General features: G+C 74.1%; 18 protein-coding genes and 1 pseudogene. 10 read left to right on the forward strand and 9 right to left on the reverse strand.

Annotated elements, in window-relative coordinates; all coding sequences use genetic code 11:
* The first annotated feature begins 95 nt into the window (after window positions 1-95).
* Window positions 96-608: an EF-hand domain-containing protein gene (locus tag ACGF5T_RS07925; protein WP_356608324.1), complete on the forward strand. Its 513-nt coding sequence runs from the start codon at window positions 96-98 to the stop codon at window positions 606-608.
* 493 nt (window positions 609-1,101) lie between these two features.
* Window positions 1,102-1,575 carry an ATP-binding protein gene (locus tag ACGF5T_RS07930; protein WP_356608705.1) on the forward strand — a complete coding sequence of 158 codons (474 nt, stop codon included), beginning with the start codon at window positions 1,102-1,104 and terminating at the stop codon, window positions 1,573-1,575.
* A gap of 374 nt (window positions 1,576-1,949) precedes the next feature.
* On the opposite strand, the gene ACGF5T_RS07935 is transcribed toward ACGF5T_RS07930, so the two are convergent.
* The gene (locus ACGF5T_RS07935) at window positions 1,950-3,047 is read right to left on the reverse strand and encodes a helix-turn-helix domain-containing protein (RefSeq protein WP_361015556.1); all 1,098 of its coding nucleotides are present in this window, start codon (window positions 3,045-3,047) and stop codon (window positions 1,950-1,952) included.
* Window positions 3,048-3,118: 71 nt separating this feature from the next.
* Between ACGF5T_RS07935 and ACGF5T_RS07940 the strand changes: the two genes are divergently transcribed.
* Entirely contained in the window at window positions 3,119-4,435 is a 1,317-nt protein-coding gene (locus ACGF5T_RS07940; protein ID WP_356608320.1) for an MFS transporter, read from the forward strand.
* Between the two features lie 54 nt (window positions 4,436-4,489).
* Here the strand turns inward: ACGF5T_RS07940 and ACGF5T_RS07945 are convergent, their stop codons facing one another.
* The gene (locus tag ACGF5T_RS07945; RefSeq protein ID WP_366766704.1) at window positions 4,490-5,692 is read right to left on the reverse strand and encodes an NAD(P)/FAD-dependent oxidoreductase; all 1,203 of its coding nucleotides are present in this window, start codon (window positions 5,690-5,692) and stop codon (window positions 4,490-4,492) included.
* A 114-nt stretch (window positions 5,693-5,806) separates the two neighbouring features.
* Between ACGF5T_RS07945 and ACGF5T_RS07950 the strand changes: the two genes are divergently transcribed.
* The gene (locus ACGF5T_RS07950; protein ID WP_366766703.1) at window positions 5,807-6,415 is read left to right on the forward strand and encodes a GNAT family N-acetyltransferase; all 609 of its coding nucleotides are present in this window, start codon (window positions 5,807-5,809) and stop codon (window positions 6,413-6,415) included.
* A 101-nt stretch (window positions 6,416-6,516) separates the two neighbouring features.
* On the opposite strand, the gene ACGF5T_RS07955 is transcribed toward ACGF5T_RS07950, so the two are convergent.
* From ACGF5T_RS07955 to ACGF5T_RS07965, 3 genes are all read right to left on the reverse strand, one after another.
* A complete protein-coding gene (locus ACGF5T_RS07955; RefSeq protein ID WP_361015553.1) occupies window positions 6,517-7,188 on the reverse strand; it encodes a pyridoxal 5'-phosphate synthase in 672 nt (223 codons plus the stop codon).
* An 80-nt stretch (window positions 7,189-7,268) separates the two neighbouring features.
* Window positions 7,269-7,694, reverse strand: a complete 426-nt coding sequence (locus ACGF5T_RS07960) for a pyridoxamine 5'-phosphate oxidase family protein (protein WP_356608312.1) — start codon at window positions 7,692-7,694, stop codon at window positions 7,269-7,271.
* Between the two features lie 121 nt (window positions 7,695-7,815).
* Window positions 7,816-8,451, reverse strand: a complete 636-nt coding sequence (locus tag ACGF5T_RS07965) for a TetR family transcriptional regulator (protein WP_053132778.1) — start codon at window positions 8,449-8,451, stop codon at window positions 7,816-7,818.
* A 134-nt stretch (window positions 8,452-8,585) separates the two neighbouring features.
* Between ACGF5T_RS07965 and ACGF5T_RS07970 the strand changes: the two are divergent.
* Window positions 8,586-9,363 (forward strand): annotated as a pseudogene (locus ACGF5T_RS07970) (VOC family protein).
* 192 nt (window positions 9,364-9,555) lie between these two features.
* Entirely contained in the window at window positions 9,556-11,937 is a 2,382-nt protein-coding gene (locus tag ACGF5T_RS07975) for a serine/threonine-protein kinase (RefSeq protein ID WP_366766702.1), read from the forward strand.
* Between the two features lie 109 nt (window positions 11,938-12,046).
* Here ACGF5T_RS07975 and ACGF5T_RS07980 read toward each other — a convergent pair whose 3' ends face one another.
* The 3 genes from ACGF5T_RS07980 to ACGF5T_RS07990 all read right to left on the reverse strand — a co-directional run bounded on the left by ACGF5T_RS07980 (window position 12,047) and on the right by ACGF5T_RS07990 (window position 16,000).
* Window positions 12,047-12,232, reverse strand: a complete 186-nt coding sequence (locus tag ACGF5T_RS07980) for a hypothetical protein (protein WP_366766701.1) — start codon at window positions 12,230-12,232, stop codon at window positions 12,047-12,049.
* A 237-nt stretch (window positions 12,233-12,469) separates the two neighbouring features.
* Window positions 12,470-15,421, reverse strand: coding sequence for a BTAD domain-containing putative transcriptional regulator (locus ACGF5T_RS07985; protein ID WP_366766700.1), 2,952 nt, complete (start codon window positions 15,419-15,421; stop codon window positions 12,470-12,472).
* 90 nt (window positions 15,422-15,511) lie between these two features.
* Window positions 15,512-16,000 (reverse strand): nitroreductase/quinone reductase family protein, encoded by a 489-nt coding sequence (locus ACGF5T_RS07990; RefSeq protein ID WP_392887359.1) that lies wholly within the window; start codon window positions 15,998-16,000, stop codon window positions 15,512-15,514.
* 95 nt (window positions 16,001-16,095) lie between these two features.
* Between ACGF5T_RS07990 and ACGF5T_RS07995 the strand changes: the two genes are divergently transcribed.
* The 3 genes from ACGF5T_RS07995 to ACGF5T_RS08005 all read left to right on the forward strand — a co-directional run bounded on the left by ACGF5T_RS07995 (window position 16,096) and on the right by ACGF5T_RS08005 (window position 17,956).
* The gene (locus ACGF5T_RS07995; RefSeq protein WP_366766699.1) at window positions 16,096-16,911 is read left to right on the forward strand and encodes an endonuclease/exonuclease/phosphatase family protein; all 816 of its coding nucleotides are present in this window, start codon (window positions 16,096-16,098) and stop codon (window positions 16,909-16,911) included.
* Between the two features lie 285 nt (window positions 16,912-17,196).
* Complete coding sequence (locus ACGF5T_RS08000) at window positions 17,197-17,628, forward strand: hypothetical protein (RefSeq protein ID WP_366766698.1); 432 nt, start codon at window positions 17,197-17,199, stop codon at window positions 17,626-17,628.
* A gap of 52 nt (window positions 17,629-17,680) precedes the next feature.
* Window positions 17,681-17,956, forward strand: coding sequence for a hypothetical protein (locus ACGF5T_RS08005; RefSeq protein WP_366766697.1), 276 nt, complete (start codon window positions 17,681-17,683; stop codon window positions 17,954-17,956).
* Window positions 17,957-18,169: 213 nt separating this feature from the next.
* Here the strand turns inward: ACGF5T_RS08005 and ACGF5T_RS08010 are convergent, their stop codons facing one another.
* A complete protein-coding gene (locus tag ACGF5T_RS08010) occupies window positions 18,170-19,687 on the reverse strand; it encodes a CehA/McbA family metallohydrolase (protein ID WP_366766696.1) in 1,518 nt (505 codons plus the stop codon).
* A 219-nt stretch (window positions 19,688-19,906) separates the two neighbouring features.
* On the opposite strand from ACGF5T_RS08010, the gene ACGF5T_RS08015 reads away from it, so the two are divergent.
* Window positions 19,907-22,501: a bifunctional FO biosynthesis protein CofGH gene (locus tag ACGF5T_RS08015; protein WP_356608296.1), complete on the forward strand. Its 2,595-nt coding sequence runs from the start codon at window positions 19,907-19,909 to the stop codon at window positions 22,499-22,501.
* Window positions 22,502-22,562: the final 61 nt, after the last annotated feature.

Genomic DNA, 22,562 nt, shown 5'->3' on the forward strand with positions numbered 1-22,562 from the left:
ACAGACACGCGGAACCCGCCCGCGCCCGCGCCCGGCGTCGTACGCTCCGAGCGAGACGCAGACCACCCACCGACGTGAGGCGGCCGGAGAGAACAATGGTCAACAGCGAGTACGAGCGCAGGATCGCCGCGCGGTTCGCCACCTTCGACCAGGACGGCAACGGCTACATCGACCGCGCGGACTTCAACTCGGCGGCCAAGGCGCTGCTCGCCGAGTTCGGGACCGCCGCGCGGTCCGAGAAGGGGCAGGCCCTGTACGGCGGCGCGGAGGCGCTCTGGCAGGGCATGGCGGGCATCGCCGACCGGGACGGCGACCAGCGCATCACCCGTGAGGAGTTCGTCACGGCGGCGGTCAAGCGGCTGCGGGACAACCCGGACCGCTTCGCCGAGATCGCCCGCCCCTTCCTGCACGCGGCGCTGGCCGTCGCCGACACCGACGGCGACGGAGCCGCCACGGTCGAGGACGCCGCGCGCGTGCTCACGGCGCTCGGCGTGCCCGGGGACGGCGCCCGGTCGGTCGCCGCCGCGCTGGACACCGACGGCGACGGCAAGGTGGGGGAGGCGGAGATCGTCCCGGCCTTCGCCCGCTACTTCACCGTGCCCGAGTAGCGCCCGCCGGGCCGGCGACGCCCGGATGTCGCGGATCGTGGCGCGATCACGTCACTGAGCGTCGATACCGGGTCGTGTCCACCGCGTGACCCGTCACGGCCCGGAGTCGGCGCCACACTCCGGTACCTTGTGTGGGATGCGAGTGGTCCCGAGCGCCAGCCGTGCCGGAGTTGCCCCTGGGGCGGCTCCGGAAGCGGCGGTGTCCGCCTTGCCCCGCAGGGTGGAACGGCCGCCGGCCCCCGCCTGTTCGACTTCCCGTGACGGGCGTCGCACAGTATGCCGCACCCGTACTCCTTCGCGCTGGAATATGCCCGAAGCGCTTGTTGGCGTGACTGTACGTCAACCATGCTGTCCCACAGGGGATTCACGTTCCGTGATTCCCGGCCCGGCCGTTGTTCTGGCCATGCAGAAAATGGCCACGATCGTGGCCCTCATGAGGCGCGAGCCTATGTTTCCGCCGGTTCGGATGGTGTGAGCGGTGCAGGTGCTTCAAGTGCAGCTGGAGGTCCGGCCCGACCCCTCGGAAGTGGGGCGTGCCAGACGGTGGGCGCGCTCACGGCTCGCCGGTGCCGGGATACGGGACGACGAACCACTCGCCGAGACGCTCGTCCTGCTCGTCTCCGAACTCGTCACCAACGCCGTGGTGCACACCGGCCGTTCGGCCGTACTGCGACTGGTGCTGCCGGGTGCGGTGACCGAGGAGACGCAGGAGGCGACCGTCCGCCTGGAGGTGGACGACGCCAGCGAACGGGCCCCGGTGCCCCGTTGTGTGGACGGCGAGGCGACGGGCGGCCGGGGACTCGCCCTGGTCGACGGCCTCGCCGACCGCTGGGGCTGGAGCCGGGAGGGCACCGGCAAGCGCATCTGGTGCGAACTGGACCGCTGCCGCGGGCGGGAGGAGACCGCACCGGCCTGCGGGGGCGACGGCACGGTGACGTACGAGGGATTCGCGTTCGAGGTGGTGTGACGGCGGCGGCGCCTGGGGCGCCGGGTGCACGGAGCCCCGCTTCTCAGCGGAGCGGTGCGGCGGTGCGCCGGGGTGTGCTTCCGTGCGCGTCCCGTACGAACAGGGCGTGGGTGAGGAACCCCCCTGCGCCGGTTGACGGATCGTGACCGCCTCCTCACGCTGGGAGGCAGCGATTCGCCGCGAGGGGACGACGAGGGCTCGGTGACGGAGCCCTCGACGAGTGTGGGTCGTGATTCGGCGGCGGTGTCCTTCGGGGGCGGGGGGAGCCGGGCGGGGGCGCCGGAGTCGGGTGGCGGCGCGCGGTGCCATGCTCGGGGCGGACAGCGCCGCGCCGCCGGCCGACGAGTTCCGCGGAGGATGCCGCGGGGGCTCGCTCACTCTCCACAGGCTGTGGACGACTCCGCCCGGAAGGTCCGCCGGTAGGCGGTCGGCGTGACCCCGAGCGCCGCCTGCAGATGCTGCCGCATCGACTGGGCCGTGCCGAACCCCGCGTCCCGGGCCACCTGGTCGACGGAGAGGGCGGTGGACTCCAGCAACTGCCGGGCCCGTTCGACCCGCTGCCGGGTGAGCCACTGACCGGGGCTGACGCCGGCCTCCTCGCGGAACCGGCGGGTGAAGGTCCGCACGGACATGGACTCCCGCTCCGCCATGTCCCGCAGCTGGATCGGCTCCTGGAGCCGGCCGAGCGCCCAGGCGCGGGCGTTGGCCGTGGAGGACTGCTGCGGGTCGGGCACCGGCCGCGCGATGTACTGGGCCTGCCCGCCGTCGCGGTGGGGCGGTACGACGGTGCGCCGGGCCACCTCGTTGGCGACGGCGGCGCCGTGGTCCCGGCGCACGATGTGCACGCACAGGTCGATGCCGGCCGCGACCCCGGCCGAGGTGAGCACGTCCCCGTCGTCGACGAACAGCACGTCCGGGTCGACCCGCACCTTCGGGAACAGCCGCTGGAAGTGCTCGGCGGAGGCCCAGTGCGTGGTCGCCGGACGGCCGTCGAGGTGGCCGGCGGCGGCGAGGACGTAGCCGCCCGTGCAGATCGCGACGAGTCGGGTGCCGGGCCGGACGTGGGCGAGCGCGGCGGCCAGCTCCGCGGTCAGCACGCCCCGCTCGTGCACCGGGCCCAGCTCGTACGAGGCGGGGACGACGACCGTGTCGGCGGTCGCCAGGGCCTCGGGGCCGTTCTCGACCATGACGGCGAAGTCCGCGTCGGTGGCGACCGGCCCCGGCGGGCGGACCGAGCAGGTGACCACCTCGTACAGGGGGCGCCGCCGCTCGTCCCGGGCGAGGCCGAAGATCCGCTGCGGGATGCCGAGTTCGAAGGGGAGCAGGCCGTCGAGGGCGAGGACCACGACGCGGTGCGGCCGGGGCGGGGCGGACGGGGCGGGCACGGTGACCGGGCCGGGCACGACGGAGAGGCCGGGCGCGGTGGGCGGGCCGGGTGGGTCCGGCGGGCCCGGGCGGCGGGCGGACGTCATGGCCCGATCCTAGCGAACCATGTCCTTCGGGCCACTCGATCGGACGGGTGGCGCGCCGGAAGCTCTATGACGTGACCGAGACAACCGCCGCCGCAGCGGCCGACGCCCACCAGCCGGAGCCCGCCCGACCGCGCCCCCGGTTCCGGGTGCACCGCGCCTGGTGGGTCGCCGCCGTCACCTTCGTGACGATCATCGGTGCCGCCGCCTTCCGCTCGCTGCCCGGCATCCTCATCGACCCGCTCCAGGACGACTTCGGTTGGTCGCGGGGCACGATCGGCGCCGCCGTCTCCGTGAACCTCGCGCTCTACGGCCTGACGGCCCCCTTCGCCGCCGCGCTCATGGACCGCTTCGGCATCCGCCGGGTGGTCGCCGTCGCCCTGACCGTCATCGCGCTGGGCTCGGGGGCGACGGTCTGGATGGAGTCGGCCTGGCAGCTCATCCTCTGCTGGGGCCTGCTGGTCGGTCTCGGCTCCGGCTCGATGGCACTGGCCTTCGCGGCCACCGTCACCAACCGCTGGTTCACCGAGCGGCGCGGCCTGGTCACCGGCGTCCTCACCGCCGCCTCCGCCTCCGGGCAGCTGATCTTCCTGCCGCTGCTGTCCTGGATCGTCGAGACGCACGACTGGCGTCCCGCGGCCGTCACGGTGGCCCTGGCCGCCCTCGCCGTCGTCCCCTTCGTCTGGCTGCTCCTGCACGACCACCCCGCCGACGTCGGCCAGAAGCCCTACGGCGCCACGGAGTTCGTCCCCAAGCCGGCCCCCGTCCCGGGCGCCGCCCGCCGCGCCCTGCGGGTCCTCTTCTCCGCCGCCCGCACCGGCCCGTTCTGGCTGCTGGCCGGCACCTTCGCGATCTGCGGCGCCTCCACCAACGGCCTGATCCAGACCCACTTCATCCCCGCCGCGCACGACCACCACATGCCGCTGACGACCGCCGCCTCGCTGCTCGCCGTCATCGGGGTCTTCGACGTGGTCGGCACGATCGCCTCCGGCTGGTTCACCGACCGCTTCGAACCGCGCCGCCTGCTCGCCGTCTACTACGCCCTGCGCGGGGTCTCGCTCCTCTTCCTCCCCCTGCTGCTCGGGCCGAGCGTCCACCCGCCGATGCTCTTCTTCATCGTCTTCTACGGCCTGGACTGGGTCGCCACCGTCCCGCCCACCCTCGCCCTGTGCCGCGAGCAGTACGGCGAGGACAGCGCGATCGTCTTCGGCTGGGTCCTCGCCTCCCACCAGGTCGGCGCCGCCCTCGTGGCCTTCCTCGGCGGCGTCGCCCGCGACCGCTTCGGCTCCTACGACGTGGTCTGGGTCGCCTCCGGCGCCCTGTGCGCGGCGGCGGCGCTGATGGCGCTGGTCATCCGCCGGCGGACGGCACCGGTGGCCGCCCTGTCGTGACCCCGGCGCGTCCGCCCCCGCCCCCGCGTCCGGGGACGCGGGGGCGGCCGGGGTTCAGCGCGGCAGCCGGGAGGCCCGGGCCCCGTCCCGGCGGGCGAGCGCCTTGGCGATCCGCTCCGCGTCGCGGGCCAGCTCGCGGAGCATGCCGCTGATCGGGTTGGTGAAGCCGGTGAAGTACAGGCCGGGTGCGTCGGCCGGGGTGCGGGGGCCGTGGACGACCGGTCGGCCCCGCGCGTCGAGCACGCCGAGATGGCCGACCAGCCCCTCCAGCCCGCGGAGGTAGCCGGTGGCGGCGATCACCGCGTCGGGGGCGACCCGGGTGCCGTCGGCGAGGACCGCCTTGCCGTCCTCGAATCCCTCCAGGGCGGCCACGATCTCCACCCGGCCGCCGCGCACCGCGTCGATCAGCCCGACGTCCTGCACCGGGATCGCGCCCTCGGCGGCCCGGGTGAGGAGGCCGGTGTCCGGGCGCGGCAGCCCGTGCGCCGACAGGTCGGGCGTGCTGATCCTGGCCAGCGGCCGGGCGAGCCGGTCGACCAGGCGGGCCGGCAGCCGCCGCACGAGGACGCCGTTGTACTGGGCGGGCCAGCCCGCCGTGGAGCGGCGGACGATGTGCGGCGCGGTGCGCACGGACAGCCGCACCCGGGCCGCCCCGCCTTCCACCAGGTCCACGGCGATCTCGGCGCCCGTGTTGCCGACGCCGACGACCAGCACGTCCCGGCCGGTGTAGGGGACCGCGTCGCGGTACTCGGCGGCGTGCCGGAGCTCGCCGGTGTACGTGTCCCGGCCGGGCCACTGCGGCAGGCGCGGGGTGTGGTTGTAGCCGGTGGCGACCACGACCGCGGCGCCGGTCAGCTCGCGGCCCCCGGAGGCGTGCAGCAGCCAGCCGGTGCCGTCGGGCGCACGCTCGACGCGGAAGACCTCCACGCCGGTGACGATCTCCAGCTGGTGGTGCTCGGCGTACTTCTCCAGGTACCGCACCACGTCGTCCCGGGACACCCACCGTCCGAAGCGGCGCGGCATCGGCAGGCCGGGCAGCGCGGACAGGCGGCGGGTGGTGTGCAGGCGCAGCCGGTCGTAGTGGCGCCGCCAGGAGGCCCCGACCCGGTCCTCCCGCTCCAGGACGACGGCCCGGATGCCGCGGGCCCGCAGGGCGTGGGCGACGGCGAGACCACCGGGACCGGCGCCGATGACGTACACGGGGCGGTCCGCGGGGTGGGCGGGCTGCGGTTCAGCGGACGCTGTGGAGTCGGCCATGCCGCGAGCGTAATCAAGGCTCCGGTTGATGGGTCTCGGTCAAAGAACGGAATCGGTTGCGGATCGGTCACGGCCCCCGTCCGGGTGCGCCCGGCGGTCGGCTTGAATGGCTCGATGGCCTCCTCACGCATGCTCACCGTAGACCCGTCCCTGAGCGAACCCCGCGGCCACGGCCTGCGCCTGCGGCCCTGGGACGCCGGCTCCGACGACGACGCGCAGACCTGGCTGCGCGGTTTCCTGGACGCGGAGTTCCAGCGCTGGAACACCCCGCTCACCCTGTGGACCGACCTCGAGGGCGCCCGCGAGTCGCTGCGCGGACGGGCCCGGGACGCCCGGGAGGGCCGGTCGGCGTCGTTCCGGATCACCGACGAGGAGAACGGCGCGGCGCTGGGCCACATCGGGGTGAACGAGATCAACCTGCCGCTGAAGCTGGCCCGGATCGGCTACTGGGTGCTCCCCGAGGTCCGCGGCCGGGGCGTCGCCACCCGCGCCCTGCTCCTCGCCTCGCGCTGGGCCTTCGCCGAACTCGGCCTGCACCGCCTGGAACTGGGCCACGCGGTGGAGCATGCGGCCTCCTGCCGGATCGCCGAACGCGGCGGGTACGCCTACGAGGGCACGCTGCGCGGGGCGATGTTCGAGGCCGGCCGGCACGACACGTTCCGCGACGCGCACCTGCACGCCCGCCTCTCGACGGACGCGGAACCGGCGGCGGACGGCCGTTGAGGGGCGGCGGGCCGCAGGGGCTCAGGGGCTCAGGGCCGTAGAGGCTCAGGGCCGCAGGGCCGTAGAGGCTCAGGGCCGCAGGGGCTCAGGGCCGTAAGGGCTCAGGGCCAGAGGAGGCCCTTGGTCCAGCTCCCGTCCTCCGTGCGCCGGTAGGCGAGCCGGACGTGGCGGCGGCGGGCGTCGCCCTGGAAGAACTCCACCTCGTCGGGGTGCAGCCGGTACAGCGTCCAGGACGGGACGGGGGCGTCCGGTTCCCGGCCGGCCCGGTCCCAGGCCGCCCGCGAGGCGCGGGCCAGCTCGTCCGCCGAATCCAGGTCCTCGCTCTGCCGTCCGGTGAGGGCGGCGGCCAGGGCGCCGGTCGACCGTGCGTGCAGATCGGCCTGCGCCTCTCCGGCCGGGGCGACGGCGACCGGGCCGCGCAGCCGCACCTGGCGTCCCAGCACCGGCCAGTAGAAGACGAGCGCCGCGTACGGGCGGGCGGCGAGGTGGCGGCCCTTGCGGCTGTCGGCGTGCGTGGCGAAGGACCAGCCGTCCGCGTCCGCGCCGTGCAGCATCACCACCCGCGCGTCCGGCAGGCCGTCCGCGTCCGCCGTCGCCAGCGACACCGTGTGCGGCTCGGTCTGGCCGGCCGCCACCGCGTCGGCGAACCACCGGGCGAACAGGGGCAGGGGCGCGCCGGGCGCGGTGTGCGGATCGAAGGGCGGCAGCTCGGTGACCGCCGCGTCCCACACCCGCAGCGACCTCAGCGACTCGTGGAGATCGGTTCCGTCCATGCCCCGATTGTCACGCGCCCCCGCGCGCCCCGCCGCACCCCGCTGCCGCGCGCAGGCGGGAATCGTCGGACAGGGCAGCCCTAGACCGAACCGAGGTCGGAGGAGACCCAGCGCTCGGGCCGCATGCGGACGACGACCTGCTCGCCGTGGTTGGCGGTGGCGAAGGCGACGTACCCGTCGACCTTCTCGGCCGGGAGGTAGCGGGCGGTCATCTCCCGCAGGTGCTCCTCCGTGGCGGTGACCGTCTCCACGACCGGGCCCTCCACGGACACGTACCGGATGGTGGGCTCCAGGCGGTCGACCAGCAGGGAGAACCGGCCCGCCGCCTTGATCAGCTGGTTCTTGCGGCTGTCGAGCCCGGTCATGATCCACACGTCGCCGCCGGGTGCGTACTGGTACCAGATCGGCACGCTCAGGGGGGCGCGGCCCGCCTCCGCGTCGACCGCGAGTGCGGCGACGTGGGGTTCGGCCAGGAATGTCTCACGCTCTTCGCGGGTCAGTGCCATCGCGGTCTCCTCCAGCGGGTGCAGCGGACACGGGCGTCGGTCGTCGAGCACAACACCGTGCGGGCGGGCGGCTGTTCCCCGGAGGATGACAGGACGGGGCGCCGCGCGACTGCCCGGCGTGCTACTTGGCGGGCTTCTTGCCCGTGACGCCCAGGTGCAGCAACAGGGCGAGGGTGGGCTTGAGTTCCGCCTGCTTGACGCCCCAGGAGGAGAATCCCTTCTGGTGCGAGGCGGCGGCCGCGAGCATGACGACCAGGGAACCGGCGATCGCCGCGGGGTTCACGTCCTTGTCGATCTTTCCCTTGGCCTGCAGTTCGGCGACGGAATCCGCGAGGGAGGAGTTCACCGAGTTCAGGATCTTCATGCGGATCTTGGAGAACCGTTTGTCGCCCTCCGCGGCACCCAGGTCGACGACCCGGAGAATGGCGTCGTTCTTCCGCCAGAACTCCAGGAATCCGTCGACGAGTTCCTGCGCCGTCTGCCAGCCGGCCTTGCCGACCCACGAGCGTCCGGCCGTCGACTCGGCCAGTCCGGCGCTGTCGGCGGCCATGTGCTCGGCGATCTCCAGGACGGCGCCTTCGACGTCCGGGAAGTACTGGTAGAAGGTGGCGGGCGAGGTGCCCGCCTTGCGGGCGACATCGATGACCTTGACATCGCGATAGGGGGAGGAGCTGAGCATTTCGCTGAGGCAGTCGAGCAGTTTCTGCCGGGTCGCCTGCCCACGTCGACCGGCCACGCGGCCGTCAACGGTACGCACTTGTCCTGTCATGCCGTCAGCTTACCGACGGGGGATCTGAGCGCGATTCGGCCGACTGCAAATGGGGTGCACGGGCGGCGAGAGGCTGGTGTGCCTGGTCTGCGCGGTGCGGGCCGCGCGGTTACTTTGACGGCATGGCCGAAAATGGGGCATCCGCGAAGCGGACATCCAGCGACCCGTCGTCGTCTCCCTCCCCGCGGCGGGAGGGCGTCCCCTGCTGGGTGGACGCACAGCTTTCGGACGTCGAGGCGGGCAGGCGCTTCTACGGAGAGCTCTTCGGGTGGACCTTCGGGGCGGCCGGGGAGGCGGGGGAAGCGGGCGAGGGCCTCGTGTGGGCCCGTCTCGACGGCGAGCCCGTCGCCGCGCTGGTCCGCAAGACGGACGGGCGGATGCCCACCGTGTGGTCCGTGTACTTCCACACCCCGGACGCCGGCGCGCTGGCCGGACGCATCCGCGGCCGGGGGCCAGATCGTCGTCCCGCCCCACCCGCTCGGCGCCCTGGGCACCACCGCCCTCGCCGCCGACCCCGAGGGCGCCGTCTTCGCCCTCTGGCAGCCGGACGGCCACCCCGGCTTCGGACGCCGGCGCGTGCCGGGCGCCTTCGCCTGGGCCGAGCTGTACACCCGGGACACGGAGGCCGCCAACACCTTCTACGGTGACCTGTTCCACGACGCCCTCTTCGGCCCGGACGCCGCCCCCGACTTCGGCCGCGCCCCGGTCACCGACGTCTTCGCCGCCGAGATGCCGCCGCATTTCCTCGTCCACTTCCTGGTCGAGGACGCCGAGGCCGCGCTCGGCACGGTGACCCGGCTCGGCGGGCGGGTGCGCGTCCCGCCGTTCGAGACGTCGTACGGCGGGGTGGCCGTGGTCTCGGACGACCAGGGAGCGTCGTTCGCGCTGCTGCAACGCTGAACGGCGCCGCGCGTAGCACGTCCGTCTGCCCGGGATGGGATGAGACACCCTGATTGTCCTCAGGTTCGCCACCAGCGCTCCGGACAGGAAGAATCGGGGTGCGTGGCGCCACGGAGGTGCGGTGGTGAGACGCTGCACTTCGGTCGCGTACATATGTGGATGGCGTGGCCCGTACGGGGAGGTGGCAGGCAAGTGGTGGATCAGCTGACGCAGCACGATCCGCGGCGGATCGGGCCGTTCGAGGTGCTGGGGCGGCTCGGCGCCGGCGGCATGGGGCTGGTCTATCTCGCGCGCTCGGCGTCCGGCCGGCGCGTGGCGATCAAGACGGTCCGGACGGAGCTGGCGGAGGACCAGCTGTTCCGTGTCCGCTTCACGCGCGAGGTGGAGGCAGCCCGCGCGGTCTCCGGTTTCTACACGGCGGCCGTGGTCGACGCCGACCCGCGCGCGGCGGTCCCGTGGCTGGCCACCGCGTACGTCCCCGCGCCCTCCCTCGAGGAGATAGTGAACGAGTGCGGGCCGCTCCCGGCCCAGGCGGTGCGCTGGCTGGCGGCGGGCGTCGCGGAGGCGCTCCAGTCGATCCACGGCGCCGGACTGGTCCACCGCGACCTGAAGCCCTCCAACGTCCTGGTCGTCGAGGACGGGCCCCGGGTGATCGACTTCGGCATCGCGTCCGGCGTCTCCAACACCCGCCTGACCATGACGAACGTGGCCGTCGGCACCCCCGCCTACATGTCGCCCGAGCAGGCGAAGGACTCCCGCAGCGTCACCGGCGCCAGCGACGTGTTCTCGCTCGGCTCGATGCTGGTCTTCGCCGCCACCGGGCACCCGCCCTTCCACGGCGCCAACCCGGTCGAGACGGTCTTCATGCTGCTGCGCGAGGGCCCCGACCTGGAGGGCCTCCCGGACGAGCTGCGCCCGCTCATCGAGTCCTGTATGCAGATGGAGGCCACGGCCCGCCCCAACCCGGCCGACCTCCAGTCGCAGCTCGCCCCGCACCTGTTCGGTTCCGGCTCCGACGACAGCGGTACGGCGTCGGCGTGGCTGCCGGAGCGGGCGGTGGGCCTGATCGAGGGCCGCCGGGGCGGACGTCCCCCGGTCAAGCTCGCCACGACGGCCGGTGGCCGTGGCCCGGCCGGCGCCCATCCCGTCGTCCCGGCGCCGCCGCTCCCGCCGCCGCCCTCCCACGACCCGGTCGTCCCGGCGCCGCCGGTGCCCGCGCCGGCCGGCGCCCCCGACACCGGCCCGATCCGGCTGGCCGGCGCCGCGGTGCTCATCGGCCCCGGCCCGCGCGTCGCCGACATGCGGGCCGCCGCCGTGGCGGCACCCCCGCCGGAGTCCGCCCTGGCCGCGTCCTGGTCCCGGGCCCGCCCCGGCGTGAACGGCGCCGACCCGGCCGTGACGGCCGCGCCGCCCGCCCCCGCCGCACCGCCCGAGGCGTCGCCGGCCGGCTGGCGCCCGTGGCGCTTCCGCATGTCCAACGACGTGTGGGGCACCCCGTCCGTCGCCGGGGACCTCGTCTACGTCACCTCCTTCGAGGTGCACGCCCTCGACGTGGCCACCGGGCGCCGCCGCTTCAAGACCCGGGACGTCGCCTGGTCGATGGCGGTCGCGGACGGCCGTATCCACGCCTCCGACGGCCCTACCCTCTTCGCCCTGGACGCCCGCGAGGGCGGCGACCTGTGGCGGGTCCAGACCGACGCCTGGGTGTACTCCCTGCGGGCCGACCGGGGCACGGTCGTCACCGCCACCCGCGGCGGCGGCGTCCAGGCCTGGGAGGCCTCGGGCGGCCAGAAGCTGTGGGAGATCACCGGCTGCCAGAGCGACTTCGAGTCCCCGGAGGCGGGCGCCGCGGTCCACGAGGGCACGGTGTACGTCTGGCAGGACGCCCGGCTGCGCGCCCTGGACGCCCGTACCGGCGACGAGAGATGGTCGTACCCGATCGGCGACGCCGCGTCCTGCGGCGGGGTCCCGGTCCGGGTCGCCCCCGCCCCCGACGGCTACGTCTACGTCTCGGCCGGCACCCGGGTCCTCGCCCTGGAGGTCACGTCCGGCCACGTCCGCTGGCACTTCGAGGCCCCGGCGGTCTTCCTCGCCCCGCCGGCCTTCGTGCCGGGCCCGGCGGTGACCGGCGGCGGGGTCTACCTGGCCGACTACCTGGGCACCGTCTACGCCCTCGACGCCACCGACGGCCGCGACCGCTGGCGCATCGCCACCGAGGCACGGTCCTCGACCGACCCGGTCCTGGTCGCCGCCGGACACGTCCACGTGGGCAGCGGCAAGGGCCTCTACACGCTGGACGCGGTGACGGGGACTCCCAAGTGGCGCTTCCAGGCGGGCGGCGACATCGTGGGCGCCCCCGCGGTCGCCGAGGGCCGGATCCACTTCGGCTCCACCGACCACCTGCTCTACACCCTGAAGGCCGACGACGGCCGCCTGCGCTGGAAGCTGGCGACCGGCGGCGAGATCACCGGCTCCCCGGTGGTCCGCGACGGCATCGTGTACGCGTGCAGCAAGGACCGCTGCGTGTACGCGCTGGACGCGGAGAAGGGAACGGGGACGGCCCGCACGACCTGAGGCCGTGCGGGCCGTGACGCCGTGCGGGCCGGCGGGAGCGTCGGGACACACGTCGGCCGCGGCGGCTCCCCTCCGCGCCGCCGCGGCCGATCCCCGTGGGGAGGAAGGTCTACTTGCCGTCCAGGTCCAGCGCGGGCGGGGCCGGCATGGCGTTGTCCATCGTCGTGATCGCGTCCCGCGCGGGCCCGCTCGGCATGGCGTTGTCGAGCGTGGTGACGGTGGTGTCGTCCGCCGGCGGAGCCGGCATCGCGTTGTCCTGCGGCGTGGCCGCGGCGTCCTTGGTCGGGTCGCTCATGTCTTCAGTCCTTTGCTGCGGAGTCGGCGAGTGGGCAACGCCCGCCCGGTGGCTCCCCCGTGGGCCGCCGGACGGGCGTTCGGAGCCGCACGATACTTCCCGGGCTCCCGGCCACCCCGTCTGCCCCCCGACGCGACGGTGTGACATGGACGACTCTGCCGCAGGGCGATAAACGAACGCTGAACGCCGCGGTGGCGCCCCTCGACCCCCCTCACCGGCCCGCCGGGCCGGGCCGGTTCAGGCGGCGGTCGCCGGCGCGAGGAGGGCCTGCACCTCGGCGGCCTGCGGGGCGCCGCACTGCTGGAAGAGGCTGAGCGCTTCCTGCCAGCAGGCCTTGGCCCGGTCGGCCTGTCCCAGCCCGGCCAGTGAACGCCCCAACAGTGTCAGCACGTTGCCCCGCATCCGGTCGCCGCCGATGCAGCCCAGCGCCAGCGCCTGCTCCGCGTGCCGGGCGGCCTGCGCCGGGCGGTGGGCCGCCAGGTGCACCTCGGCGATACGGAAGTTGGTCGTCCCCTGCCAGAGGCGCTGCCGGTGGACCTCGAAGATGCGCAGGGCGTCGGCGAACTGCTCCAGGGCCTCGCCGTGGCGGTCGGCCGCGGTCAGCGCGATGCCGAGGGTGAAGTGCCCGTTGGCCAGCCGCATCGTCCTGCCGATGTCGAGCTGGGCGGTCAGCCCGCGGTGCGCGATGGCCACCGCCTTCGCGGTGTTGCCCATCCCCAGGTGGGCGCGGGACAGGTTGCACAGACTGAGCGCCTCGCCGGCGCGGTTGCCGGCCGCGCGGTAGCCCTCGATGGCCTGCTCCAGGAAGGTCCTGCCGTCCGCGTACCGGCCCTGGTGCAGCGAGATCAGCCCCCGGTCGTTGGCGACCCAGCTGACGGCGGTCGTGTCCTGCTCGGACTCCGCCAGCGACATGGCCGTCTCCGCCTGCTCGGCGGCCTGCTGGATACGGCCGGAGACCAGGAGGACGTTGGTGAGGGTCGTGCGGGCCCTGCCCTGCGCGCGCCGGTCACCGGCGGCTTCCGTGGCCTCGCACATCGCCCTGGCCGTCGTCTCGTACTGGCGCGAGTCGGCGCCGGACTCCGCCAGGTCCTTCGCCGCCCACAGCAGGTCCACCGCCCGCCGCAGCCGGTCCGTCCCGGCGGACTGCCGCACGCAGGCCAGCAGGGGCGACGCCTCGCTGTACAGCCAGTCCCGCGCCGCCGGTCCCTCGGTGAAGACGAGCCCCGGGTACGCCGTCGGCTCCAGGCCGTCCACCAGCCGGTCCCCGGGCCGCTCGAACGCGTACACCGCCGCCGCCGTGGCCAGGTAGAAGTCCAGCAACCGCGACAGCGCGGCCCCCCGTTCGCCCGGCGGGTGCTCGTCCCGCTCGGCGCACGCACGCGCGTAGAGGCGGACCAGGTCGTGCAGCCGGTAGCGGCCCGGCGCCGCCGACTCCAGCAGCGAGGTGTCCACCAGGGACTCCAGCAGGTCCTCGGTGTCCTCGGCGGGCAGGTCCAGTACCGCCGCCGCGGCGGCCAGGGAGATGTCCGGGCCGTCGGCCAGGCCCAGCAGGCGGAAGGCGCGGGCCTGGGCCGGTTCCAGTTGGCCGTAGCCCAGTTCGAAGGTGGCCTTGACGGCCAGGTCGCCGGCCTGGAGTTCGTCCAGGCGGCGGCGTTCGTCGGCCAGCTTCGCGGCGAGGACGGACACCGTCCAGGTGCGGCGGGCCGCCAGCCGGGACGCGGCGATGCGGATGGCCAGGGGCAGGAAACCGCACGCCCCGACCACGTCCAGTGCCGCCTCCCGCTCCGAGGACACCCGCTCCTCGCCCACGATCCTGGTGAAGAGCGCCAGCGCCTCGTCCGGCGACATCACGTCCAGGTCGACCAGGTGCGCGCCGGCGAGGTCCACCATCCGCACCCGCGAGGTCACCAGCGCCGCGCAGCCCTCCGTGCCGGGCAGCAGCGGGCGCACCTGGGCGGCGTCCCGGGCGTTGTCGAGGAGGACGAGGACGCGGCGGCCGTCCAGGACGGACCGGTAGAGCGCGGCCCGTTCCGCGAGGGAGTCGGGGACGGCGGAGTCGGCCGTGCCGAGGGCACGCAGGAAGGAGCCCAGCACCGTCTCCGGTTCCGCCGAGCGCCCGCCCGCCCCCTGGAGGTCGACGTAGAGCTGCCCGTCGGGGAAGGCGGCCCGCGCCCGGTGGGCGACGTGCACCGCGAGGGTGGTCTTGCCGACACCGCCGATCCCGGCCAGCGCCGAGACCGCCATCACCCGGCCCGCCGCCCCGTCCCCGGAGGCCGAGGCCAGTACGTCGCTCAGCTCGCGGACCAAGGACGCGCGTCCGGTGAAGTCGGGCACCGTGGCGGGGAGCTGGGCCGGGCGGACCGGGGCCGTCGTCGTCTCGGCGGCCGGCGCCGACGGTTCGGCCAGGTCCGGGTCGGCCCGGAGGATGCGCTGCTGGAGTCCCTGGAGGCCGGGGCGCGGGTCGACGCCCAGCTCGTCGGCGAGCAGGCGCCGGGTGTCGGCGTAGACGGCGAGGGCCTCGGCCTGGCGTCCGCTGCGGTAGAGGGCCAGCATCAGCAGCTCGCGCAGGCGTTCCCGCAGCGGGTGCGCCGCGGTGAGCGCCGTCAGCTCCGAGACGGCCTCCGCGTGGCAGCCCTGTTCCAGGTCCATGTCGAGGCAGGTCTCGAGGAGTTGGAGCCGCCACTCCTCCAGGCGGACGCGCTGGGCCTCGGCGTAGGGGCCCGGTACGCCGGCCAGTGCCTCGCCGTCCCACAGTGCCAGCGCGCGGCGCAGCACGTCGCGGGCGTGGCACAGGTCCCCGGCGCCGCGCGCCTTCTCCGCGGCGGCGGCCAGGTCCTGGGCCCGCGCGAGGTCCGACGCCCCGTCGGCCAGGCCTCGCACCGCGTAACCGCCGGACTCGCTCACCAGGACGCCGGGGTCCAGGACCTTCCGCAGCCGGGACGCGTACGTCCGCACCGCCGCCAGCGCCTGCAAGGGCGGTTCCTCGCCCCACAGGGCGTCGATCAGCTCGGCGGCCGTGGCCGTGCGGCCCTCGCGCAGCAGCAGGGCGGCCAGCAGGGCGCGCTGCTGCGGGGAGCCCGTGGCCAGCGGTTCGTCGCCGCGCCAGGCACGCACCGGCCCGAGCACACCGAAGCGCAGCGCGGCCGGGTCGGGACGCCGCTGCTCCGGGACCTGCGGTACACCGTCCATGCAGTCCCCCTAGACATCCTGAGCAACTACGTCAGTTTGCCTTGTTCATGCCGACCTCGTCAGCCGTGGGAGACGCCGATCACAGGTCCCTCACCTGCTCCCTGACCCCTCCAGGTCCACCCGTACCGTCAGCAGCCCCGGTCCGACCCCCATGGCCCGCACCGCCAGGCTGTTGAACCGGGGGAGGAGCCGCAGCCGCGCCACCGGGTCGTCGTCGGGCAGGACGTGGGCCGTCCCGGCGTGCCAGCGGCCGCGTACGCGGACCCGGACCCGCGGATCGGCGCGGATGTTGCGGACGTACTGGGACCGCTCACCGAACTCCGACACCAGCCAGAAGGAGCCGCCCACCCGGCGCCCGCCGACCGGCGTGCGGCGGGGGAGGCCGGAGACGCGGCCGGTGGTCTCCAGCAGGGTCTGGGTCGGCAGCCGGCGCAGGACGGCGTTGAGGCGGCGCTGGACGGCCGTGACCGTCCGGTACTTCCGCTCGGCGTACGTCGGCCGGGGGGTGCCGTGGGGCTCGGGGGTGCCGGCGGGCTCGGGGGTGCCGGCGGGCTCGGGGGTGCTGGAGGATCTCGTCATCACGCGTTCACGCTCCCGTCTCGTGTGCCTCCATGTTCCCCGGAAAACCTGAAGGGGAAGGTAGGTGGCTGGGCCAAGAGACGGGCGGTGCGGTCGTGCGGGTCGTGACCTGGAATCTGTGGTGGCGGTTCGGGCCGTGGGCCGACCGGCAGAAGGCGATCCTCGCCGTGCTGCGGGAGCTGCGGCCGGATGTCGTCGGTCTCCAGGAGGTGTGGGCCGCCGACGACGGCTCGAACCTCGCGCAGTGGCTGGCCGGTGAACTCGGCCTGCACTGGGCCTTCGCCGCGTCCGAGGCCCCCGGGCGGTGGCAGCGGCGGATCGGGGACGACACGGTGGGCATCGGCAACGCCGTGCTCAGCCGCTGGCCGGTGACCCGGCGGGCGGCGCTGCGGCTGCCCGCTCCGGAGGAGTTCGACGACGGGCGCCTCGCGTTCCACGCGCTGCTGGACGCACCCGGCCACCCCGTCCCCTTCTTCACCACCCACCTGAACTCGGGCGCCCACGCGGCGGCGGTGCGCCGCGAACAGGGCGCGGCGCTGGCGGAGTTCGTCGCCCGTCACCGCGACGGGCCCGGCTTCTTCCCGCCCGTCGTCACCGGCGACTTCAACGCGACCCCGGACTCCGCGGAGGTCCGGCTCCTCACCGGGGCCGCCGTCCCCGCGGGAGCCGCCCTGCTCGACGCCTGGGAGCACGCCGACCCCTCGGCGCCGTCCGCCACCTGGGACGGCGCCAACCCCTACATCCCCGGCGGGTCCGGGCCGGGCGCCCGGATCGACCACATCCACGTGGGCCCGCCCGGACCCGGCGGACTCGGCCGGGTCCGGGCCGCGCGCCGCGCCGGCGACGGCCCCGTGGACGGCGTCTGGCCCTCCGACCACGCGGCGGTCGTCGTGGACCTGGCCGGGAATTGACATCGGGAAACGGTCTCGGGCACCGGCATGAATTCGATGAACGCTCAATTACCGAGGGTGTATGTGACGGTGGTCAAGTGATCGATTCGTGGGTAGCATGCTCGTGTGCCGGGCGCTCCACCGACCAATGGAGTTCCGGCACATGCTGTTTCCTCTCCTGACCAGAGAGGGCGCGGCAGACCGAATCGGGGGAAGAAGTACCAGGGGGACCGTCGGTTTCCACGCCTGTTCAGATCGCCCATGCATGGGCTTCTTTCCCCTTGCGGCGACGCAAGGAAGACACGAATGAACAGCAATGCAGTGCGCATGGCCGCCGTTTCGGCCGTCACGGCCATCGCTCTCGGCGCAACCGCGGGCCTGGCCCAGGCGTCGGAGCGTGCCCCGGCGGGCACGGCGCGGACCGCGGCCACCGCTCCGCAGCAGGCCGAGGCCCAGCCGGCGGCGCGCACCCTGCTCGCGAGCCCGCTGGCGGCCGAACTGTCCGCGGTCGAGCGCTCGGAGATGCGCGCCGTCGCCGACGGTCAGTACGCGGCAGTCGGCAAGTGGAGTGCCATCAAGGCCGCGTTCAGCAAGATCGGTGGCTTCGCGAAGGCCATCAAGGGCAAGTACGGCGACTTCAGGAAGTGGTACGACGGGCTGTCCTGGTGGGTGAAGGCGCCGCTCAAGGCCATCACCCCCGGTCTGACGCTCCTCGAGATCTACAACGCCCTCCGCTGACGCGGGCCCACCCGGCCGGAACACGGAGACACGGAGACACGGAGCACCTCGGATGACCGACATCACGTCCTCCCGCGCCGCCACCGAAGGCACGTGGGCCCTGCCCCTGCTCGCGCTCGCCCCCCTGGCGCTGGTCAGACTCCTCACGGAGTCGTCCACGCCGTGGCTCACCGCTTCCTGGGTGCTGCTCACCCTGTCGTTCGCCCTGGTGGCGGCCGGGTGGGCCACCGTGCTGCGGCACGGGACCCGTACGGGCGGGGCGTGGGTGACGTGCCTTCTCGCCCACGGGGCACTGGTCTGGAATGTGATCGCCCTCATTCGCCAGTAGCGCGTCCGGGAATTACCCGGCGCGCATTCTCCGGCTGTGCACAGGAAGAGTAATCGGGGAAGGAAGTCCAAGGGACCTTCGGTTTCCACGCCTGTCAGATCACTTGAGGCTTCCTTCCCCTTGCGATAACGCACCACGATCTACATGAGCGCTACCCGGCCCGAGTCAGCAATGGGGAATTGCACCGGGTTCCCGACCGATTCCTCCGTCGGCCTACCGCCGCCCCAGGAAAATCGGATTCGTGAACGCCGCCAGCGCCCCCGGCACCGGTCCCGCCGCCGCCTCGTGGCGCAGTTCCGCCCGGACGTACGCCGCGTAGGAGGCGGTCGTCCGCCATTCCACCGTGCCCGTGCCGGACACCGGCAGCGGGGCGCTGGTGAAGAGCACGCCCTGGTCGGTGACGAGGCGGACCGTGCAGCGCGGGGCGCCCGTCGCCTCCAGGCGGACGGTGACCGGGGTCTCGTCGTCCACGCGCAGCCGTTCGCCGATGCCGGCGTGCTCCCCCCGGCCGCCCGAGGCGGTGAAGGCCAGCGACACCTGCGAGGACTCGGCGACGTACGAACGCCCCGCCCGCAGGCCCTCCTGGACGGCCTCCCGGGTCAGGTCGTCGGCGAGGACGACGGTCTGCGGGCGGCCGATCACGTCCGGGGTGCGGTGGGAGTCGCTGCTGCCCATCGCCGGCAGCCACCCCCCGCCGCCCCGCCCCTCCCGCACGGAGGCGACCAGCATGCCGTCCCAGTCGGCCAGCGCCACCTCGTCGTCGGGTGTGTAGGCCCCGTTCCACACCTCGACCGCGTCGGCCTCCCCGAAGCCGAACTTCCAGTTGCAGCCGATGCAGGTGGCGTGCGGGTGGGCCGGCACGACCAGGCCGCCGGCGCGGCGGATCTGGCGTGCGAAGCGCCCGAAGCGGTTGTCCCGGGCCCGGTAGCGCCAGTCGACGAAGGTGCCGGGGTCGGTGCCGACGGCGACGACGTGCCCGTTGCGGGTCGTCACCTCCTCGCCCAGCATGACCAGCAGGTCGTCACCGGCCACCTCGGCCCAGTGGGCGTGCGCCGCGTGCGTGTTGTGCTCGGAGGAGTTGATGAAGTCCAGCCCCGCCGCCCGCGCAAGCTCCGCGATCTCGGCGAGGGTGTAGCGGCCGTCGGAGTACACGGAGTGCAGGTGGCAGTCGCCCCGGTACCAGGCCCGCCCCCGCCCCCTGGCGCGCTCGGGCGGGTACACCGGCCGCACGGCCTCGCCCTGCTCGCCGTAGGTCAGCGTGATCGTGATCTCGTACGACAGCCCCTGCGGAGCCACCGTGTACGGGCCGAGCGCGATGTGCCACGTGCCCGGCCGCACCGGCCCCGGGAGGTACCCGGGGGTCGCCTCGTCGGCCCGGACGAAGAACTCCGTGCGTGCCCCGCCCGACCAGCCCCGGAAGCCCCGGCCGCCCAGGTCGGTGCCCCGCTCGTCGAAGAGGCCGATGTCCAGGGCGTTGCCCGCGGTGCCCGCCGGGACGGCGGGGCGGTCGTAGGTGTAGGCGACGTGGATCTCCCGGACACCGGCCGGGACCTCGACGGGGACGTACACGAAGTCGGGGGAGCCGGTGGGCAGGGTGCCGCGGACCGTTCTCCTGCGCTGCTCCCGGGGTGCCGCCGACGCGAAGCTCACGCTTGCCAACGTAAGCGCTGCGGCGGCTCCCGTCGCGAACACCGCGCGCCTGCCGATCCCGCTGTGGTCGTCCTCGCACATGCTGCTGCTCCCAGGGTGTCGTGAGTGACCTGACGTGGGTGGTGCAGGGTGGTGCGTGCAACCCTCGTATTGAGCCGTGAACTCCCGTGCAAGGAAAGGGGTTCGGGGCATGGAGAGCGAGAAACCGCCCGGTGGGGAGAGGCGCGGGGCGGGGCGGGGCGGCCGGGCGGCGGCGGGCGGGCCCCCGCGTCCTGATCACCCCGCTCGTATGCTCGAAGGATGACGACTTCCGCGACCCCCGGAACCGGCCCCGCAGGCCCCACCGAGAACGCCCTGCGTCGCGCCCTCAAACGCGCGCGGGACGGTGTCGCCCTCGACGTGTCCGAGGCCGCGGTGCTGCTCCAGGCCCGCGGCGAGCACCTCGCCGACCTCACCGCGTCCGCCGCCCGGGTCCGGGACGCGGGCCTCGAGGCCGCGGGCCGCCCCGGCGTCATCACCTACTCGAAGAGCGTCTTCATCCCCCTGACCCGGCTGTGCCGGGACAAGTGCCACTACTGCACCTTCGTCACCGTCCCCGGCAAGCTGCGCCGCGCGGGGCACGGGATGTTCATGTCCCCCGACGAGGTGCTCGACATCGCCCGGCGCGGTGCCGCCCTCGGCTGCAAGGAAGCGCTGATCACCCTCGGCGACAAGCCCGAGGACCGCTGGCCCGAGGCCCGCGAGTGGCTCGACGCGCACGGCTACGACGACACGATCGCCTACGTCCGCGCCATCTCGATCCGCGTCCTGGAGGAGACGGGCCTCCTGCCGCACCTCAACCCGGGCGTCCTGACCTGGACGGACTTCCAGCGCCTCAAGCCGGTCGCGCCCTCCATGGGCATGATGCTGGAGACCACCGCGACCCGCCTGTGGTCCGAGCCCGGTGGCCCCCACCACGGCTCCCCGGACAAGGAGCCCGCGGTGCGCCTGCGCGTCCTGGAGGACGCCGGCCGCTCCTCGGTGCCCTTCACCTCCGGTGTCCTGATCGGCATCGGCGAGACGTACGAGGAGCGCGCCGAGTCGCTCTTCGCGCTGCGCAAGGTCTCCCGCGCCTACCACGGCATCCAGGAACTGATCATCCAGAACTTCCGTGCCAAGCCGGACACCGCGATGCGCGGCATGCCCGACGCGGAGCTGGACGAACTGGTCGCCACGGTGGCCGTCGCCCGGCACATCATGGGCCCCTCGGCCTGCCTCCAGGCGCCCCCGAACCTGGTCGACGCCGAGTACGAGCGGCTGATCGGCGCGGGCATCGACGACTGGGGCGGGGTCTCCCCCCTCACCATCGACCACGTCAACCCCGAGCGCCCCTGGCCGCAGATCGACGAACTCGCCGAGAAGTCCCGCACGGCCGGCTTCGAGCTGCGCGAACGCCTCTGCGTGTACCCGGAGTTCGTCCGGCGCGGCGAGCCCTGGCTGGACCCGCGGCTGCGTCCGCACGTGGCGGCCCTCGCCGACCCCGCCACCGGCCTGGCCCGCGCGGACGCGACGGTCGAGGGCCACCCGTGGCAGGAGCCGGACGAGGCGTTCACCGCCTCCGGCCGCACCGACCTGCACACCACGATCGACACCGAGGGCCGTACCTCGGACCGCCGCGACGACTTCGACGAGGTGTACGGCGACTGGGGCGCCCTGCGCGAGGCCGCCGCCCCCGGCATGGCTCCCGAGCGCATCGACACCGACGTGCGCCAGGCGCTGGCCACGGCCGCCGACGACCCCACGAGGCTGACCGACGACGAGGCGCTCGCCCTGCTGCACGCCGACGGCCCGGCGCTGGACGCCCTGTGCCGGGTCGCCGACGACGTCCGGAAGTCCGTCAACGGCGACGACGTGACGTACATCGTCACCCGCAACATCAACTTCACCAACGTCTGCTACACCGGCTGCCGTTTCTGCGCCTTCGCCCAGCGCCGCACCGACGCCGACGCGTACACGCTCTCCCTGGAGCAGGTCGCCGACCGCGCCCAGCAGGCCTGGGACGTGGGTGCGGTCGAGGTCTGCATGCAGGGCGGGATCCACCCCGACCTGCCCGGCACGGCGTACTTCGACATCGCGCGGGCGGTCAAGGAACGCGTCCCCGGCATGCACGTGCACGCCTTCTCGCCCATGGAGGTCGTCAACGGCGCGACCCGTACCGGCCTGTCGATCCGCGAGTGGCTGAGCGCGGCCAAGGAGGCGGGGCTCGACTCGATCCCCGGCACGGCGGCGGAGATCCTCGACGACGAGGTCCGCTGGGTGCTCACCAAGGGCAAGCTGCCGACGGCCACCTGGATCGAGGTCGTCGAGACCGCCCACGAGCTGGGCATCCGCTCCAGCTCCACGATGATGTACGGCCACGTCGACCAGCCCCGCCACTGGCTGGGCCACCTGCGCACCCTCGCCGGCATCCAGCAGCGCACGGGCGGCTTCACGGAGTTCGTGACGCTGCCGTTCATCCACACCAACGCGCCGGTGTACCTGGCGGGCATCGCGCGGCCCGGCCCCTCCGTGCGCGACAACCGCGCGGTGACGGCGATGGCCCGCCTCCTCCTGCACCCGCACATCCCCAACATCCAGACAAGCTGGGTGAAACTGGGCACCGAGGGTGCGGCGGAGATGCTCCGCTCCGGCGCCAACGACGTCGGCGGCACGCTCATGGAGGAGACGATCTCCCGCATGGCCGGCTCGTCGTACGGCTCGTACAAGTCGGTCAAGGACCTGGTCGCGGTCGCGGAGGCGGCGGGCCGCCCGGCGAAGCCCCGTACGACGCTGTACGGGCCGGTACCGCAGGAGCGGCAGCGGGCGGCGACGGCGTCGGACGGGCACCTGCCGGAGCTGCTGCCGGTGCTGGACTGACGGGTGCGCCTCCCGGGCCGGGGCACGGGCCGCCCGCAGTACGATGATCGGGCCCCCGGTG

Source organism: Streptomyces sp. NPDC047853 (assembly GCF_043204535.1).
GTDB lineage: Bacteria > Actinomycetota > Actinomycetes > Streptomycetales > Streptomycetaceae > Streptomyces.